Genomic DNA, 14549 nt, shown 5'->3' with positions numbered 1-14549 from the left:
ACGCGCATTAGGTCCAATGGCCCAGCGCGGCTGTTATCGACATTGCCGCCATCGCCAGCACCGCCAGTTTCCAGAAGTCGCTGCGCCGCTTCAGCCCCGGCCAGCCGAGCGGCTTGATCAACTGGATGACCATCATGGCAATGATAACGAGCGCGAGGAGTTTCGACATGCCGCTTTTGACTAGCGCATCGGCCGGCAAATCGAAATCGATTTTCGGAAAGGACAATGCGTAGAGTCTGCTGCTGGAGCATCCTTTGCGCCTCCAAAGGGCGCGCGGCGCTCCAGCATCACGGTCGGCTGTCGAAGTGCTTCTTTCTGGCTCACGAGAGCACTATGCCAGCGGCTTGAGGCCGGCCTCGATCGCAGCCCGTTCCGGTTCGAGGAACGGCGGCAGGGCCAGCCTTTGGCCCAGCGTTTCCAGCGGCTCGTCGGCCGTGAATCCTGGGCCGTCGGTGGCGATCTCGAACAATATGCCGTTCGGCTCACGGAAGTAGAGCGAGCGAAAGTAGTATCGTTCGACCTCACCGCTTGACGGCAGGCGGAACTCGGCCAGCCGCGCCGTCCATTGATGCAAGGTCTCCTGGTCCGGCGCCCTGAATGCGACGTGGTGGACCGCACCGGCGCCCTGCCGTGCCGGCGCAAGGCCCGGCTGCACCGCGACATGAAGCTCCGCCGCCGGGCCGCCTTCCCCATCTCGAAGACATGAACCTGGCCCTGACCATCCGGCGAGGCATAGTCCCGCGCCTTGCGCATGTTCATCACCCTGGTCAGCACGGTTTCAGTATTGGTGATGTCGGGAACGCTGATGACGATTGGCCCGAGCCCGCGTATCTGGTGCTCGATTGGGATCGGGCTTTGAGCCCAGGGATGACTGTCGCCCTTGCCGCCATCGCTGACGAGACGCAGGCGCTGGCCTTCCGGGTCTTCGAAGTCCAGCGACGGATAGCCGGCGATATCGCCGATCTCTCCCGTCGCGACGGTCTCGCCGGACAAGTTCTGCTTCCACCAGGCAAGGCTTTCAGGGCTGGCGACCCTCAGGCTGGTCCGCACGATGCTGTTGGTGCCGCGCCGTTCGCGTCCGACCGGCCAATCGAAGAAGGTAAGATCGGTGCCAGGCGTCGCCTCGGCGTCGGCATAGAAAAGGTGATAGGCTGACGTGTCGTCCTGATTGACCGTCTTCTTGACCAGTCGCAGCCCCAAGGTCCTGGTGTAGAAGCGAAGGTTTCCGGGTGCATTGGCCGTGATTGCGGTCAGATGGTGAATTCCTGTCAGTTGCAGGCTCATTGTCATCTCCCTGATCTCCGAGGAACTTTTCTCCCTCATATCAGAACCCCGGCCCTATCGCTGCTGCGGATTCCGACAGTCCGTCGTTGGCAGATGAAGGACTTAACCCCGGCGACGAAAAAGCCTGCTTCTCTCGGGTAGACGGATCGGAACCGGTAAAACCTGGCACGCTCGCCAAAGACCGCTCAGCCTCCTGACAGACTGCTGTCAGGAGGGGTGTGCGATAGTGTCTCCATCGAAAGAGAGGAGACCAGCTATGAACGGTTTTACCATTCTGCGCAGCGTGCAGCACTATGTCGGCAAGATCCGGACGATGCGCAACGAGATCCGCACCCGGCGTCTCATGAACGAGTTGCCGCAGAGCATCCGCAAGGACATCGGTTGGCCCGATAATTATGATGGCCGCCACGGCCGCGGCCATTGAGGCGATTTTTTCGCAGCAGCAGTTGGATGCGGACGCCTCGGCGCCCAGATAAATAGGTCCGGCGGACCGAAAGACGGAGCAGGAAATGTCCGAACAGAAAACTATCGGCGTTCTTTTCATCGATCGCTTCGCCGACTGGGAATACGGGCTGCTGGCGGCTTCGGCGGTCGAATGGTTCGGCGCACGCGCGGTGTCGCTGACGCCGAACGGCAAGCCGGTGATCTCGGCCAGCGGATTTATGCTGACGCCCGACCGCTCAACCGCGGTTGATGAAAACACCGATCTCGACGCTGTCGCGGTTATCGGCTCCGACCAGTGGGTGCATGCCCCGCCTGACGTCTCCGCACTGCTGACAGCGATTGCGGTGCGTGGCGGCGTGGTCGGCGGCATTTGCGCCGGCACCTTGGCACTGGCGGGTGCCGGCCTGTTCGACAAGGCCAAACACACCAGCAATGGTCGTGACTGGATCAACGAAAAGGAACCGGGTTATCCGGGGGCTCAGAACTATCTGGATGTGCCCTATGCCATCGCCGACTGTCGCATCGTGTCCGCGCCGGGTTCGGCTCCCGGCACCTTCGCCCTTGCCTATTTGAAGACGCTCTATCCTCAGAGAAGCAGAGATTTCGCGGAGATGCGAAGGCTGTTCGCCAAGGAGTATGCTGAAGGGGAATATGCTGAAGCCTCCTGACAGTATGGTGTCAGGAGCGGCATGCAATAGTGCGACAGTATCAGGAGACAGACATGGCGTTCATCCCTGCAAAAGCTTCGGCATGGTTCGAGATTCCCGTCACCGACATGGATCGGGCGCGCGCCTTTTATGGGTCGGTGCTCCAAAACGATCTCATTCTGGAGGAGAGCGGCCCGAACCCGATTGCGATGTTCGCCGCGCAGGACCGAACGGCCTCCGGGCACATCTACCCCGGGAAACCCGCGGCACCGGGAACCGGCCCGACCATCCATCTGTCGGTTGCCGCACCGATCGAGGACGCCATGGAACGGGTGAGGCAGAACGGCGGACAGGTCGTCTCGCCGGCAACCTCCATCCCGGCCGGCACATTCGCCTATTGCCTGGACCCCGACGGCAACAGCTTTGGGCTTTTCGTTTAGAGGTGGAAGCAACCCGAAATGGTGAAAAGCTGGAACGACAGGCTGAACGCGCCAGGCATCAACGGTATCAGGCCGACGCCGCGGACCGTTGGCGACGTCGTCGAGGGCCAGCCGATGCTGGTGCCGACGGCACGGCAGGTTGATGATTTCATCCGCTCCATCCCAAACGGCGTGGCCATGGATGTCCGCGCGTTGCGCACCGCGCTCGCCATCGAGCACGGCGCCGAAGTGACATGTCCGGTCACCATCGGCTATCATCTGCGCACTGTCGCCGAGGCTGCCAACGAGGATCTGGAGCGCGGCATGACGCTGAGCGACATCGCGCCATTCTGGCGGGTGCTGGATGCAAAGACGCCGACAACAGGGAAATTGTCCTTCGGCGCGGCATTCGTCGCCGCGCAGCGCAAGCGCGAAGGGCTTGAGCCATAATGCATGTCGCCCAAAAGTGGGAACCGATTTTGGGCCAACGACATGCTAAAAACAACATCGAGGGACCATACGATGCGCCGCGCCGACAGGCTCTTCCAGATCGTGCAGCATCTGCGTGGTGGCCGCCTGGTCACCGCCCAGAAGCTGGGCACGTGGCTCGAGGTTTCCGAGCGAACCATCTACCGCGACATCGCCGACCTGCAGTCGACGGGTGTGCCGATCGACGGCGAGGCCGGCGTCGGCTACATGATGAGGGAGGGCTTCGACCTTCCGCCGCTGATGTTCACGCGTGACGAGATCGTCGCGCTGGTTGCCGGCGCCCGCATGGTGCGCGCGTTTGGCGGCGCCGCCATGGCGCGGGCCGCCGACGAGGCACTGGTCAAGATCGGCGCCGTGCTGCCCGATCCCGAAAAGGACCGCATCGCCCGCACCGAGATCCACACGCCGATGTGGGTGGTGAGCGATGCCGCCCGCGAAGCAATCGACCTGATCGAGCGCGCGGTGGAAAAACGCCAGGTGCTGACCATCGATTACTCCGACGAAGCAGGCCGCAGCACCGCGCGCGATATCAGGCCATTGGGCCTGTGGTTCTGGGGCAAGGTGTGGACGCTGGTCGCCTGGTGCGAGATGCGCGACGACTTTCGCGCTTTCCGCATCGACCGCATCGCATCGGTGGTCATAGCCGGTCGCGTCTTCAAGCCGGAGCGCGGCAAGCAGCTCGCCGATTTTTACCGTGCGGTGGAGCGCAGCGAGGACTACGGCATGGCGCCGGACCGCGCCGCGCGAACCTAAGCGCGGCGCCCTTTCCTTCTCCCCTTGTGGGAGAAGGTGGCCGCGAAGCGGCCGGATGAGGGGTGTTCCAGGGAACGCCGACGCCTCATTTCTTCCAACACCCCTCTTCCGACTTGGCGCTGCGCGCCAATCCACTTTCTCCCACAAGGGGGGAAGGAAGAGGCGCCTCAGCCCTCCTCGTCGTCCTTGTCCTCGTCCTTCGACTTCAGCGCCGAGAGCTTGGCGAAGACGGCGTTGGCGTCGAGTTCCGCATCCTCGTCCTTTGGCTTCTCCGGCGCCGGCACGAGGCGCTCGGTCAATGCCGCCGGCAGCAGCGTGTCGCCGGCCGGCTGTGCCTGCTCGCGGCCGCGCGAGGCGCGGTTGACTTCCATGTCGAGGTCGATCTGCGAGGTGAGGCCCAGCGTCACCGGATCCATCGGCTGCAGATTGGCGGAGTTCCAGTGCTTCCTGTCGCGGATCTGGTCGATCGTCGACTTGGTTGTGCCGACGAGGCGCGCGATCTGCGCGTCCTTCAACTCGGGATGGTTGCGCACCAGCCACAGGATGGCGTTGGGCCGGTCCTGGCGCTTCGACAGCGGCGTGTAGCGCGGCCCTTTGCGCTTGGATTCCGGCACCCGCACCTTGGGGTCGGACAGCCTCAGCCGATGGTTCGGATCCTTCTCGGCGCGTGCGATCTCGTCGCGGGTCAGCTGGCCGGTCATGATCGGGTCCATACCCTTGATGCCTTGTGCCGATTCGCCGTCGGCGATCGCCTTGACCTCGAGCGGATGCAGCCCGCAGAACTGCGCGATCTGCTCGAAGGACAGCGCGGTGTTGTCGACCAGCCAGACGGCGGTCGCCTTGGGCATCAGCAGCGTATTGGCCATTGCAAAATATCCTTCTCGTTCGCCCGCGTTCCCGCGCGGGCGGTGGTTTAGAGCCACCAAAATGGGAAAATCGCGGTTTATATAACCGCTCCGTTGCCGTTCCGCAACGTTTTTGGAAGGTACCGTCGCCTAGCTCGTCGGTGTTGCAACTTGCGCGAGAGCTTTGGTGCGTTTAGCCTCGTGACATCAGCAGGATCAAGGGCGGCCCATGGCTGACGTCACCATCGAAGCGGTATCCGCCGTTGTCGGCCAGATTTACGAAGCTGCCTATGATCAGGAACGATGGCCCGATGCGGTAACCGGTCTGCGCGACCTATTCGGCGGCTCGCGCTCCTGCATTGTGCGCCTCAGTCCGGAAACGTTCGATGCGGTTGCATCCGACCTGGACCCGGAATTCATTTCGCAAAAGGGCATCGAGGCTGTTCTGCGCGATCCCCTGGCTGCGGCGGCAGCCGCCATACCTGTCGGCGCGGTCACTCACTGGCCAATGGGCCTCGACGTGGCGGCGTTCCGCCGCCGCGAGCTCTGGCAGGACTGGCTGAGGCCGCGCGACATGTATCACGGACTGGCCTGCAACCTGCTCTCCACCAACAGCGCAAACTGGCTGCTTAGTATAGATCGCGGTTCAAGGCGCGGGGCATTCGATAACGCCGATATCGACCTTTTGCAGAAGATCGTGCCGCATATGCTGCGCGCCGGGCAGATCGGTCGACAGCTGGAGAACACCTCGGCGCTGGCATCGGCCTTCTCGCACCTGCCCTTCGGCGTGTTTCTGGTAAACGGACATCAGCACATCGCGCAGATGAACGAAGCCGCCGAGGCAATGCTGGCGCGACCCGACAGCCCGATGAAGCTGAATGGCGGCGCAATCGTCGCCTCCAATCCCAAGGACACACAGGCGCTTCAGCAGCTGGTCGAGGACGCCTGTTGCTTGCGCGACGGCGCGATGCCCGGAACCGGAGGAACGCTGCTGGTGCCGTCGGATCACAAGCGCTCTGACCTGACCCGACTGGTGCTGTCGGTAGCGCCATTCGTCGATGCCCGCGCCTATGGACTGGCCTCGGAACGTTGCGCGGTGATCATGGTCACCGAGGTCGCCCGCCGCATTCCCGATGGCTTCGAGACGCATGTCCGCGGCCTGTTCGATTTGACATCGGCCGAAGCCCGGCTGGCAGCCGGTTTGGCATCCGGGAGCACTCTGAAAGAAGCCGCGGCGCGTTCGAACATAACCGTGAAGACCTGCCGCACTTATCTGGAACGGATTTTTTCCAAGACCCGCACCCGTCAGCAGAGCGAATTGGTCGCGCTGCTCAAGAGCACGGAACCGCTCAGCGGCCGCGGCCGCTAGCCCGGCAACAAAACGCCCTGATGTCGGCATTTGCCGACTGTTAGAGAAGACCCGTTTCGTCCACATTTTGCCTGCGGTAGCGGCGAGCTGCTTTGGCAGAGCAGCCGCCGCCGATGTGGGCTGATCGATGTTGGGATCCGGGCACGCTGTCGCGGCGGGGTTGTTGCCGTTCGCGATTTCCTATGCGCTTCTGGCAATGCTGCCGGGCGCCAATTTTGCTGTCGTCGCGCAGGCTGGGCTAACCGCTTCGCGTGCCACAGCACTTTCAGCTGCCGCCGGTATTGCCGTGGGCGCGAGTTCGTTGGCGGTGGTCGTCGTGACGGGCGCCGCCGCGCTGCCGCCCGGAAGCATCGCGCACCAGATGGCCGCCAGCCTTTATGGCGCAATGCTGGTCTTCATCGGCTGGAATTCGATGCGGCGGGCGCTGTCGATCACGATCGGCGCCAACGAGCCGAAGCCGCTTCCAATCGTTCGGTACTTCCGGCTGGGGTTTATCACGGCGGCGGCAAATCCGGCCACCGCGTTGTTTTTTGCATCCTCTACGCTGAGCCTAAATACGCGCGGGGCAATTCACATATCCCTGGCAGCGCTAGTTTTTGCCATTGCAATCGCCTGGTTTGGCCTTGTCGGCCTGGCTATTTCCCAGCCAGCCATGCGCGAATTTCATAACCGTTTCCGCAAGCACGTGGACATCGTGCTGGGAGGGGCCTTGATAGCGATTGGTTTTGCCGCGCTTAGCCAGTGAAGCGACCAATTGACGGCATTCCCCGATCGTCATCTGCGATTGAGCGGTTCTGTGCTCTTGAGCAAAGCGACGAGTTGGCTTTGCTACCGGGTCCCCGGTCTTGGCGAAAATCCGTTCGAGATAGGTCCGGCCGGTTTTTACGGTGATCTTCAAGTCGGATGCCGCAGCTTTCAAGGGTCGTCCCTGCGAAAGCGCGGCCGCCAAACGTGCCTCGGAGGGCGTCAGGTCGAACAGGCCCGCGAGGAGGGCTGGAGAAGGCACGACGGCACTGGCCCTTACCTCCGTTGCAGCAACCAGGATGTCCGCGCCGGCGAAAATGTCATGTGCGGCGCGGCGCAGCGGCAAAAGGTGGATGACCACAGCCGGCCGGCTTTCGTTGGCGGCAACAGGAGTCGATCGGACCGCGAAATCGTTGCGATTCTCGAGAATGGCCTGCTGAAAAAGCGCGTTGGCGGAGGCATTGGCGATCGCCATGCCGCCATAGGCTGTTGGCAGAAACATCTCGGTCATTTCTTCCAGCAGGCCGTTGGCCGTCAGCACGCGTCCCGATGCAGTCATGACCGCGGCGGGCAGCCCGATGGTCTCGAGTGCCGAGACGGTCGCCCTGGCCTGTTCCAACCCCAATTGCGCCGAGACCATGCCGGCACGCGCGAAATGCGGGCGAAGCTGGTCCAGCCGATCGACCGACGCCCGATCCCGTAGGTGCCATCCTTCATCCACCGTTGAAAGCGAAAGTGACGAGCTCGCCACTCAGCATGGCAACTGCCGAACAAACGTGGGCGCCGATACCGGCCGCTCTCAGCTGTATCCGCACAGGATCATTTTCGACCTCTTCGGCTGTCAGGAAATCTTCGACCTGAACGAAGCTCGCCGGCTGCATGCTGCACATACGCTGTACGGCGTCAGACAATTTCCAGGCGTCACTAGCGACAAATTCATCAAACAAGGATCGGATGGAGTTGCCGTGAACCGGAGAAACGTCACTCAATCTGCCGCGGACCAGAGAATCGGCACTCAACAGGAAGATGGCGCCGGTGGCCGAACCAGAAAGACTGCCGGCAGCTTCGAGCGTATCACCCCAAAGTTCCGGCACGAAAGCCGCCTCGTAGATCTTGTCCGTCAGATCGTCGAACGTGGGCGCAAGCCTGTTTCAGAGTCAGCACGCTACTGGCCCCGGATCGGCGCTCCCAGCCGCTGACCTAGTCCCGCGCGATCAAAATGCCCCACGCTGAAACTGGAGGCAACCATAGATTGCGATCGAGTTGTATTCGGTTCTGGATTGTGGCGATTATCGCAGCCGCTGCATAGACTTCAACACGACAAACCCGCCAGACTGGGTCCAGCGGGCTCGGAACCGGCGGCGGGAAACCCGCCTGCCTCGGCTCTTGCTTAGCGGATCAACGCACCTTGCGGGCGATCCTCTCGATGTCACCACGGTTGATGCCGAGGTCGTTGAGCTCACGGGCGTTCAGGCGGTTCAGTTCGCGCACGGTTTCATTGTACATGCGCCAGTTGCGGAAAGCACGGATCGGGTTCATGGTAGTCCTCCATCGTTTCGATGCCGCTCAAATAGGCACCGTTGATGAAAAGTTGAACAGACGCTTTTGCATGGCGGCAATGCGTTTGTTGCATTGCGCAATTGAGATTTTGTTCAGCTTGTTTACCGACCGTCAGCCGACGTCGAGCACGATCTTGCCGATGTGGTCGCCGTCCTCCATCCGCTCATGCGCCCGCCACGCCTCCTTGAGCGGGAAGATCATGTCCATTACGGGTGCTACCTTGCGGGTGCCGAGCAGCGGCCACACCTGCGCCTCCAGCGCTGCGGCGATTGCCGCCTTGAATTCGACGGTGCGCGGCCGCAGCGTCGAGCCGGTGTGGGTGAGCCGCTTGACCATGATCTTCGAGAAATCGGCGCTTGCCACCGCCCCGCTCTGCGTCGCGATCTGGACGATGCGGCCTTCCACCGCCGCGGCCTGGTAGTTTCGCGCCACATAGTCGCCGCCGACCATGTCGAGGATGACGTTGGCGCCCTTGCCGCCGGTCGCGTCTTTGACCGCCGCGACAAAATCCTCCTCGCGGTAGTTGATCGCCCGGTCGGCGCCAAGCTTCAGACAGGCGTCGCACTTCTCCTGGCTGCCGGCGGTGGTGATGACATAGGCGCCGAAGGCCGAGGCGAGCTGGATTGCCGTGGTGCCGATCCCGGACGAGCCGCCATGCACGAGCAGCGTCTCGCCGCTCTTTAAGGCGCCGCGCTCGAAGACATTGTGCCAGACGGTGAAGTAGTTTTCCGGTACCGCCGCCGCCTCGGTGTGGGTGAAGCCGGCGGGCAGCGGCAGCACGCTGCCGGCATGGACCTTGACGTATTCGGCATAGCCGCCGCCGGGTGTCAGCGCGCAGACCCGGTCGCCGACGCGCCAGCGCGATATCTCGTCGCCAACAGCGGCGACTTCGCCGGACACTTCGAGACCCGGCAGGTCAGACGCACCAGGCGGCGGTGGATAGGCGCCCTTGCGTTGCTGCACATCCGGCCGGTTGATACCGGCGGCGCGCACCCGGATCAGGATTTCGCCGGGACCGGGCACGGGCACGTCGCGCGTTTCCGGTCTCAGCACCCGCGGTCCGCCGGGTTCCGAGATCGCGATGGCCGTCATCTTCGCCGGAATTTTGTTCTGTTCGCTCGCCATGAATTTTCCCGTCTCGCTTCGCCAGTTTCTTGCCAGTTGCCGGTTTTCGTGCCGACTGCCAGTTTTCTTGCCGACTGTTTGCATCCATGCCCCTGCCCTATGTATGCTGCCCTGTCCTTTGTATGCTGATTGGCAAATCAGGCAAATGGCCACTGCAGCGCTAAGCGTGCGATTGGACGCGCAAAGGACCTGTAGCAGTTCAATTTTTGCGCATGAGCGAGGAGCGACGATGGCGATCTTCGACGACGAACCCAAAAAGAAAGCCCGCCCGCATGAGATCGGGCAGGATCTGTCGCTGCTTTCCGTCGATGAACTGTCCGAGCGGATCGGCATCTTGCGCGACGAGATCGCCCGGCTCGAAGCCGAGCTCAAGACCAAGAGCACCACCAAATCAGCGGCCGAGGCGCTGTTTCGCCGCGGATAGTTCCCAAGACCGAAGCGCCCGCCGCCGAAAAGCTCGAATCTTCAGACCCTCCCCAAATTCCAGCCGGATCAGCTAAATGTTTGCAAGCTACCGACCTATCCTTTCGCTGCTTCGCGGCACCGCTTTCCTGCTGGCGGCAACCGGACTGCACGGGCTGTTGTTGCCGCTGCGCGGCCAGCTGGAGGGTTTCTCGACCGCATCGCTCGGCCTGATGGGCACGGCCTGGGCCGGCGGTTTCGTCACCGGCTGCTTCTTTGCGCCGCGCCTCGTGCGCCGCGCCGGTCACGTACGGGCTTTTGGCGCCTTTGCGGCATCGGGAGCCATCGTCGCACTGCTCACCGGCCTGATCATCGACGAATATATCTGGATCCTGCTGCGCGCCTTCACCGGCTTCACCATGGCCGGCGCCTTCATGATCATCGAAAGCTGGCTAAACGAGAAGTCCACCAACGAGAACCGCGGCGCCGTCTTCGGGCTTTACATGATGGTCACCTATGCCTCGATCATGGGCGGCCAGATGATCGTTGCCGGCGGTGATGTGAAGTCGGCCTCGCTGTTCATGATCACCGGTATCCTGTTCTGCCTGTCGCTCATTCCGACCGCGGTGTCGACGGCTTCGCATCCCAAGCCGCTGCAGGACGTCTCGCTCGACGTCAAGGGGCTCTATGTCAATTCGCCGGTGTCGGCGATCGCCTGCGTTTTGATCGGCGTCGCCAACGGCGCCTGGGGCACGCTTGGCGCCGTCTATGGCGCCCGCATCGGCATTTCCACGGCCGAGATCGCGCTGATGATGAGCCTGGTGGTCGTCGCCGGCGCCGCCATGCAGCTTCCGGCCGGGCGTCTCTCCGACAAGACCGACCGCCGTTTTGTGCTGGCAGGCCTGGCCTTCGGCGCGGCACTGTTCGCCGTCGCGCTGTTCCTGTTCGAGCCGCGCTCCGGCGTCTTCGTCATTGTCTGCACCGCCGCCTACGGCGCCTTTGCCTACACGCTCTATTCGATCGCCGTAGCTCATGCCAACGACCACGCCCGGGCGGAGGATTTTGTCAAAGTGTCCGGCGGCCTGCTGCTGCTCTATGGTTTCGGCACGATGATCGGGCCGCTGCTGGCCGCCGGCCTGATGGGCTGGATGCGTCCGGAAAGCCTGTTCCTTGCAACGGCCCTCGCGCATCTTTGCCTGGCAGGCTATACACTGCTGCGCATCAGCCGGCGCGCACCGGTGCCGATAGAAGATCGCGACGCCTTCAAGACGCAACCGGCCGAGCGCTCGATCACGCCGGAAGCCTTGCGGCTCGATCCGCGCAGAAAGCCTGAAACCAATGGTTGAGATTTGGAAAACTTTGCCTCACAAATAAGGCATGATGTTTTCCGACGCCTTCATGGCGATTGCCGATCCCAACCGGCGCTATCTCTTGGAAGAGCTTCGGCGCGGCCCGAAGACCGTCAACGAACTGGCCGCCGGGTTGCCGGTCTCGCGCCCGGCTGTTTCGCAGCATCTGAAAGTGCTGCTCGACGCCGGTCTGGTCAACGCCAAGCCGGAAGGGACAAGGCGCGTCTATACGGTCAGCAGTGCCGGCTTCCTGAAGCTCAACATCTGGCTCGACCAGTTCTGGGAGGTCGAGCAGCTTGGCTCGCCCGGAAGCTGAGGTGCGCCGTCGCATCTTTTGCCAGTAGCGCACCAGGCGCGTCGAGCAGCTCGCATGGCGAAAGCTCCTTAGGATTCAGGTGCTTGGCGTTGTGCCGCACATCGTCCCATTGAAACAGTGTCGGCATCGGACTAAGCGTTCCAGCTTGGACGTTCCTGAACACGGTCGAGCCAATGATGGACATTGACGAGCGAGTCCGGGATGTCGGCTCCGAAGAAGGCGCCAAGCCAGGCTGCCACGGCAGCGGTGATGTCGGCGACGGAGTACTGGTCGCCGGCGATGAACGGGGGGCCATCGGCAATCTCGCGGTCAAGCCACGCCCACTTTGCCGGAACGGCTTCGCGCTGGGTTTCGGCGAAAGCCGGGAACTGCACAAGCCGCTCCGCAAACATGGGATCGGAATGCAGGGCAATGCTGCCGATCGTTCCGAAGATCTCGATCTCGGCGCGGCGGTTCCACATCTCGACCTTGCCTTGGCTGACCGCGTCCGAGCCGAACAGTGCCGGCGTCGGATGAACCGCCTCCAGATAGCGGCAGATGGCGATGCTTTCGGTGATCACCGTGCCGTCGTCGAGCACGAGCACGGGAATCTGGCCGAGTGAGTTGAGCTCAAGGAATTGCGGGGTTTTGTGCTCGCCTTTTGTCAGATCGACATCAACCCGCGGAACGTCGATGCCTTTCTCAGCCATGAAGATGCGGACGCGGTAGGAATTCGGACCAATGCCGCAGTAGAGTTTCATCATATCCTCCCGATTCTGCTGATCTTTGGCTCAGGCTGTGGCGCTCACGCGCATTCCACCCGCAGGTTGTCGAGCATCTGACTCCAGCCAGCCCGATGGTTTTCGGGCTGATCATGGCCGTCAAGAAAGGCGCCTTGCTCGGTCATCACCAGCCGGCAGCCTGTGCCTTCTGGACTGAATTCAACCGTCAGCAGGCCGACAAACAATCGCTGGCCGCTGCTTGTCATGCCGCCAGCCGAGACGATGCGCTGGTCGCGCACGATGTCGAGGTAGCGCGTCTCGTTCACATAGCTCTCGCCACCTTTGGGTCCGAAACGGCTGAGCGCAATGCCGCCCACCTGGAACTCGAAGCGGTCAATGCTGCTTTCCCACCCCTCGCCGGGCGAGCCCCAGCGCTGCAATGCGGTGGGATCGGACCAGGCGGCGAACACCCGCGCCGGCGAAGCGTCGTAGCTGCGTTCAAGCACTATGGTCGAATGGACGACGGAGCGTTCGCTCATGTTGGCCTCCTCAGTTTCCTTCGGTTTCGCCTTTGGTTTCCGCAAGAAAGCCGCCGAGCCGGTCGAGCCGCTGTTCCCAACTCAGGCGCCGTTCGTTGATCCAGTGTTCGGCGGTCCTCAGCGCCTTCGGCTCGAGCTGGCAGGTGCGCACCCGGCCGAGCTTTTCGGTGCGGACGAGGCCGCTCGTCTCGAGCACGTTCAGGTGTTGGACGACCGCCGACAGCGACATCGCCAGCGGCTCGGCCAACTGGCTGACCGAGGCGGGGCCGCGCGACAGTCGCTCCACCATGTGCCGCCGCGCCGGGTCGGCGAGCGCCTGGAACATCACGTCGAGCTGGGCGGTATCGTGCAGCATCGGGCTTAACCGTTGTTTTAGGGGAAAAGTTTGAAATAGGGCTGCGCTTCCTCGGTCACGCGGGCGACAGACGGCCGCAGCAGCAGCCGGTCGTGGTAGCGCGCGACTGTTCATTGCCGACAAATGTGAACGGCGTTCCATTTTCATAGACCGCGATCAGCGGCTTCCAGCAGAAGGAGGCCAGCGGATGGCGATGGATCGCCAACGACATTGCTTGCTCGTTCCTTTGGATTGTTCGCCACTGCATGATTACAGAGAGCCAGACACTAAAGCGTTTACTTAACTATTGCCGCTGAGACCGTGTGTCAAGGTCCGACTTCGCGCTTACCTGGCCTGTCTATGAGCGGCGATGGCATCGACAATCACAGCCCAATCGTCGGGATGGAGTTCGTGGCCGCCGCCTTCAATACGGACCAGCCTCGCGCCGGCAACTGCTTCGGCAAGAGCGGCGCCATGCTCGACCGGAAAGATCGGATCCGCGGTGCCGTGGATGACGAGGAGCGGAACCTTCAAGTCGTGCAGGCGACCCTTCCAGTCCTCGTTGCCCCGATCTTCGCCGCCCCGATCTTCACCGGTCTTGAGCATGAAATGATTGGTCGCGCTTAGAAAACCGCCGGACCGGTCGTAGTCCTGTTCGACGAACGCCCTCGTCCGCTTGTGGTCGAATCGATGCGCGGTGCCGGCGATTGCGTGCGCGTCCTTGACGATGAAGTCGACCACCTGGGCTCGGTCCGACCAGTCGACATCAGCGCCTTCGGCCGAATGCTTCATATAGGCTTCGGTCGTCCCTGGCAGATGCGACGTGTCGATCCCGATTGGCGAAGTGCTGATCGCCGTTAGCGAGAGGATCCGCGACGGATGTTTCAACGCCACAAGCTGTGCGATCATGCCGCCCATCGACATGCCGACGACATGCGCTTTCGCAATGCCATAATTGTCGAGGACGCGGATGGCGTCGTCCACCATATCGTCGAAAGTGTAAGGCGGTTTGCCCGGCGCATATTTGGTCGAACGGCCGGTATCGCGATTGTCATAGCGGATCACGAACCGGCCGTTGCCGGCCAGTTTCCGGCAGAACGCCTCAGGCCACCAGAGCATCGAGGCCATCGCGCCCATAATCAGCAGCATCGGCGGATGCGCGGGATCGCCAAACGTCTGCGACGCGATTTCGGGTTCCGCTGCCTTGGTCATGGTCGCCGTCTCCTCTC

The 14549-nt window shown here is 62.4% G+C and carries 20 protein-coding genes and 1 pseudogene; 10 read left to right on the top strand and 11 right to left on the bottom strand.

What is annotated here, in order from left to right; all coding sequences use genetic code 11:
* Positions 1-7: 7 nt before the first annotated feature.
* Together NMG70_RS28275 and NMG70_RS28270 are read right to left on the bottom strand one after the other, a co-directional pair.
* Positions 8-169: a hypothetical protein gene (locus NMG70_RS28275; RefSeq protein ID WP_254027542.1), complete on the bottom strand. Its 162-nt coding sequence runs from the start codon at positions 167-169 to the stop codon at positions 8-10.
* A 162-nt stretch (positions 170-331) separates the two neighbouring features.
* Positions 332-1284: pseudogene (locus tag NMG70_RS28270) on the bottom strand (ring-cleaving dioxygenase).
* 256 nt (positions 1285-1540) lie between these two features.
* On the opposite strand from NMG70_RS28270, the gene NMG70_RS28265 reads away from it, so the two are divergent.
* The 5 genes from NMG70_RS28265 to NMG70_RS28245 all read left to right on the top strand — a co-directional run bounded on the left by NMG70_RS28265 (position 1541) and on the right by NMG70_RS28245 (position 4036).
* Complete coding sequence (locus NMG70_RS28265; protein ID WP_254027541.1) at positions 1541-1708, top strand: hypothetical protein; 168 nt, start codon at positions 1541-1543, stop codon at positions 1706-1708.
* Positions 1709-1793: 85 nt separating this feature from the next.
* Positions 1794-2396: a DJ-1/PfpI family protein gene (locus NMG70_RS28260; RefSeq protein WP_254027540.1), complete on the top strand. Its 603-nt coding sequence runs from the start codon at positions 1794-1796 to the stop codon at positions 2394-2396.
* A 53-nt stretch (positions 2397-2449) separates the two neighbouring features.
* Entirely contained in the window at positions 2450-2815 is a 366-nt protein-coding gene (locus tag NMG70_RS28255) for a VOC family protein (protein ID WP_254027539.1), read from the top strand.
* An 18-nt stretch (positions 2816-2833) separates the two neighbouring features.
* Positions 2834-3244, top strand: coding sequence for a hypothetical protein (locus NMG70_RS28250; protein WP_254027538.1), 411 nt, complete (start codon positions 2834-2836; stop codon positions 3242-3244).
* Positions 3245-3316: 72 nt separating this feature from the next.
* Positions 3317-4036, top strand: coding sequence for a helix-turn-helix transcriptional regulator (locus tag NMG70_RS28245; protein WP_254027537.1), 720 nt, complete (start codon positions 3317-3319; stop codon positions 4034-4036).
* A gap of 167 nt (positions 4037-4203) precedes the next feature.
* Here NMG70_RS28245 and NMG70_RS28240 read toward each other — a convergent pair whose 3' ends face one another.
* Positions 4204-4902: a DUF1013 domain-containing protein gene (locus NMG70_RS28240; protein ID WP_254027536.1), complete on the bottom strand. Its 699-nt coding sequence runs from the start codon at positions 4900-4902 to the stop codon at positions 4204-4206.
* Positions 4903-5110: 208 nt separating this feature from the next.
* On the opposite strand from NMG70_RS28240, the gene NMG70_RS28235 reads away from it, so the two are divergent.
* Both NMG70_RS28235 and NMG70_RS28230 read left to right on the top strand, forming a co-directional pair.
* The gene (locus NMG70_RS28235; protein ID WP_254027535.1) at positions 5111-6250 is read left to right on the top strand and encodes a helix-turn-helix domain-containing protein; all 1140 of its coding nucleotides are present in this window, start codon (positions 5111-5113) and stop codon (positions 6248-6250) included.
* Between the two features lie 163 nt (positions 6251-6413).
* Complete coding sequence (locus tag NMG70_RS28230; RefSeq protein ID WP_254027534.1) at positions 6414-6995, top strand: LysE family transporter; 582 nt, start codon at positions 6414-6416, stop codon at positions 6993-6995.
* Between the two features lie 712 nt (positions 6996-7707).
* On the opposite strand, the gene NMG70_RS28225 is transcribed toward NMG70_RS28230, so the two are convergent.
* The 3 genes from NMG70_RS28225 to NMG70_RS28215 all read right to left on the bottom strand — a co-directional run bounded on the left by NMG70_RS28225 (position 7708) and on the right by NMG70_RS28215 (position 9679).
* On the bottom strand, positions 7708-8088 hold the full coding sequence (locus NMG70_RS28225; protein ID WP_254027533.1) for a hypothetical protein: 381 nt from the start codon (positions 8086-8088) through the stop codon (positions 7708-7710).
* 304 nt (positions 8089-8392) lie between these two features.
* Positions 8393-8533, bottom strand: a complete 141-nt coding sequence (locus tag NMG70_RS28220) for a DUF1127 domain-containing protein (protein WP_254027532.1) — start codon at positions 8531-8533, stop codon at positions 8393-8395.
* A gap of 132 nt (positions 8534-8665) precedes the next feature.
* Positions 8666-9679, bottom strand: a complete 1014-nt coding sequence (locus NMG70_RS28215) for an NAD(P)H-quinone oxidoreductase (RefSeq protein ID WP_254027531.1) — start codon at positions 9677-9679, stop codon at positions 8666-8668.
* A 229-nt stretch (positions 9680-9908) separates the two neighbouring features.
* On the opposite strand from NMG70_RS28215, the gene NMG70_RS28210 reads away from it, so the two are divergent.
* From NMG70_RS28210 to NMG70_RS28200, 3 genes are all read left to right on the top strand, one after another.
* Positions 9909-10103, top strand: a complete 195-nt coding sequence (locus NMG70_RS28210) for a DUF1192 domain-containing protein (protein WP_023797052.1) — start codon at positions 9909-9911, stop codon at positions 10101-10103.
* 76 nt (positions 10104-10179) lie between these two features.
* The gene (locus NMG70_RS28205; RefSeq protein ID WP_254027530.1) at positions 10180-11427 is read left to right on the top strand and encodes an MFS transporter; all 1248 of its coding nucleotides are present in this window, start codon (positions 10180-10182) and stop codon (positions 11425-11427) included.
* A 31-nt stretch (positions 11428-11458) separates the two neighbouring features.
* Positions 11459-11746, top strand: coding sequence for an ArsR/SmtB family transcription factor (locus NMG70_RS28200; RefSeq protein ID WP_254019480.1), 288 nt, complete (start codon positions 11459-11461; stop codon positions 11744-11746).
* Positions 11747-11877: 131 nt separating this feature from the next.
* Here NMG70_RS28200 and NMG70_RS28195 read toward each other — a convergent pair whose 3' ends face one another.
* From NMG70_RS28195 to NMG70_RS28175, 5 genes are all read right to left on the bottom strand, one after another.
* The gene (locus tag NMG70_RS28195; protein ID WP_254027529.1) at positions 11878-12486 is read right to left on the bottom strand and encodes a glutathione S-transferase family protein; all 609 of its coding nucleotides are present in this window, start codon (positions 12484-12486) and stop codon (positions 11878-11880) included.
* Between the two features lie 44 nt (positions 12487-12530).
* Positions 12531-12986 (bottom strand): SRPBCC family protein, encoded by a 456-nt coding sequence (locus tag NMG70_RS28190; RefSeq protein ID WP_254019482.1) that lies wholly within the window; start codon positions 12984-12986, stop codon positions 12531-12533.
* A 10-nt stretch (positions 12987-12996) separates the two neighbouring features.
* Positions 12997-13341 (bottom strand): ArsR/SmtB family transcription factor, encoded by a 345-nt coding sequence (locus NMG70_RS28185; protein ID WP_254027528.1) that lies wholly within the window; start codon positions 13339-13341, stop codon positions 12997-12999.
* A 55-nt stretch (positions 13342-13396) separates the two neighbouring features.
* Positions 13397-13552, bottom strand: a complete 156-nt coding sequence (locus NMG70_RS33390) for a hypothetical protein (protein ID WP_436798474.1) — start codon at positions 13550-13552, stop codon at positions 13397-13399.
* Between the two features lie 113 nt (positions 13553-13665).
* Positions 13666-14532 (bottom strand): alpha/beta fold hydrolase, encoded by an 867-nt coding sequence (locus NMG70_RS28175; RefSeq protein WP_254027527.1) that lies wholly within the window; start codon positions 14530-14532, stop codon positions 13666-13668.
* Positions 14533-14549: the final 17 nt, after the last annotated feature.

The sequence above is a fragment of the Mesorhizobium ventifaucium genome, from assembly GCF_935822925.1.
Lineage (GTDB): Bacteria > Pseudomonadota > Alphaproteobacteria > Rhizobiales > Rhizobiaceae > Mesorhizobium > Mesorhizobium ventifaucium.
Note: the sequence above shows the minus strand (reverse complement) of the source record. Positions and strands in the feature narration are given on the sequence as shown.

Bases quoted from the DNA above. Each gene is read 5' to 3' on its own strand.
- NMG70_RS28245 (WP_254027537.1), top strand. From the start codon at position 3,317: ATGCGCCGCGCCGACAGGCTCTTCCAGATCGTGCAGCATCTGCGTGGT.
- NMG70_RS28205 (WP_254027530.1), top strand. From the start codon at position 10,180: ATGTTTGCAAGCTACCGACCTATCCTTTCGCTGCTTCGCGGCACCGCT.
- NMG70_RS28275 (WP_254027542.1), bottom strand. From the start codon at position 169: ATGTCGAAACTCCTCGCGCTCGTTATCATTGCCATGATGGTCATCCAG.
- NMG70_RS28215 (WP_254027531.1), bottom strand. From the start codon at position 9,679: ATGGCGAGCGAACAGAACAAAATTCCGGCGAAGATGACGGCCATCGCG.
- NMG70_RS28260 (WP_254027540.1), top strand. From the start codon at position 1,794: ATGTCCGAACAGAAAACTATCGGCGTTCTTTTCATCGATCGCTTCGCC.
- NMG70_RS28265 (WP_254027541.1), top strand. From the start codon at position 1,541: ATGAACGGTTTTACCATTCTGCGCAGCGTGCAGCACTATGTCGGCAAG.
- NMG70_RS28250 (WP_254027538.1), top strand. From the start codon at position 2,834: ATGGTGAAAAGCTGGAACGACAGGCTGAACGCGCCAGGCATCAACGGT.
- NMG70_RS28235 (WP_254027535.1), top strand. From the start codon at position 5,111: ATGGCTGACGTCACCATCGAAGCGGTATCCGCCGTTGTCGGCCAGATT.
- NMG70_RS28185 (WP_254027528.1), bottom strand. From the start codon at position 13,341: ATGCTGCACGATACCGCCCAGCTCGACGTGATGTTCCAGGCGCTCGCC.
- NMG70_RS28240 (WP_254027536.1), bottom strand. From the start codon at position 4,902: ATGGCCAATACGCTGCTGATGCCCAAGGCGACCGCCGTCTGGCTGGTC.
- NMG70_RS28220 (WP_254027532.1), bottom strand. From the start codon at position 8,533: ATGAACCCGATCCGTGCTTTCCGCAACTGGCGCATGTACAATGAAACC.
- NMG70_RS28195 (WP_254027529.1), bottom strand. From the start codon at position 12,486: ATGAAACTCTACTGCGGCATTGGTCCGAATTCCTACCGCGTCCGCATC.
- NMG70_RS28255 (WP_254027539.1), top strand. From the start codon at position 2,450: ATGGCGTTCATCCCTGCAAAAGCTTCGGCATGGTTCGAGATTCCCGTC.
- NMG70_RS28190 (WP_254019482.1), bottom strand. From the start codon at position 12,986: ATGAGCGAACGCTCCGTCGTCCATTCGACCATAGTGCTTGAACGCAGC.
- NMG70_RS33390 (WP_436798474.1), bottom strand. From the start codon at position 13,552: ATGTCGTTGGCGATCCATCGCCATCCGCTGGCCTCCTTCTGCTGGAAG.
- NMG70_RS28210 (WP_023797052.1), top strand. From the start codon at position 9,909: ATGGCGATCTTCGACGACGAACCCAAAAAGAAAGCCCGCCCGCATGAG.
- NMG70_RS28175 (WP_254027527.1), bottom strand. From the start codon at position 14,532: ATGACCAAGGCAGCGGAACCCGAAATCGCGTCGCAGACGTTTGGCGAT.
- NMG70_RS28200 (WP_254019480.1), top strand. From the start codon at position 11,459: ATGATGTTTTCCGACGCCTTCATGGCGATTGCCGATCCCAACCGGCGC.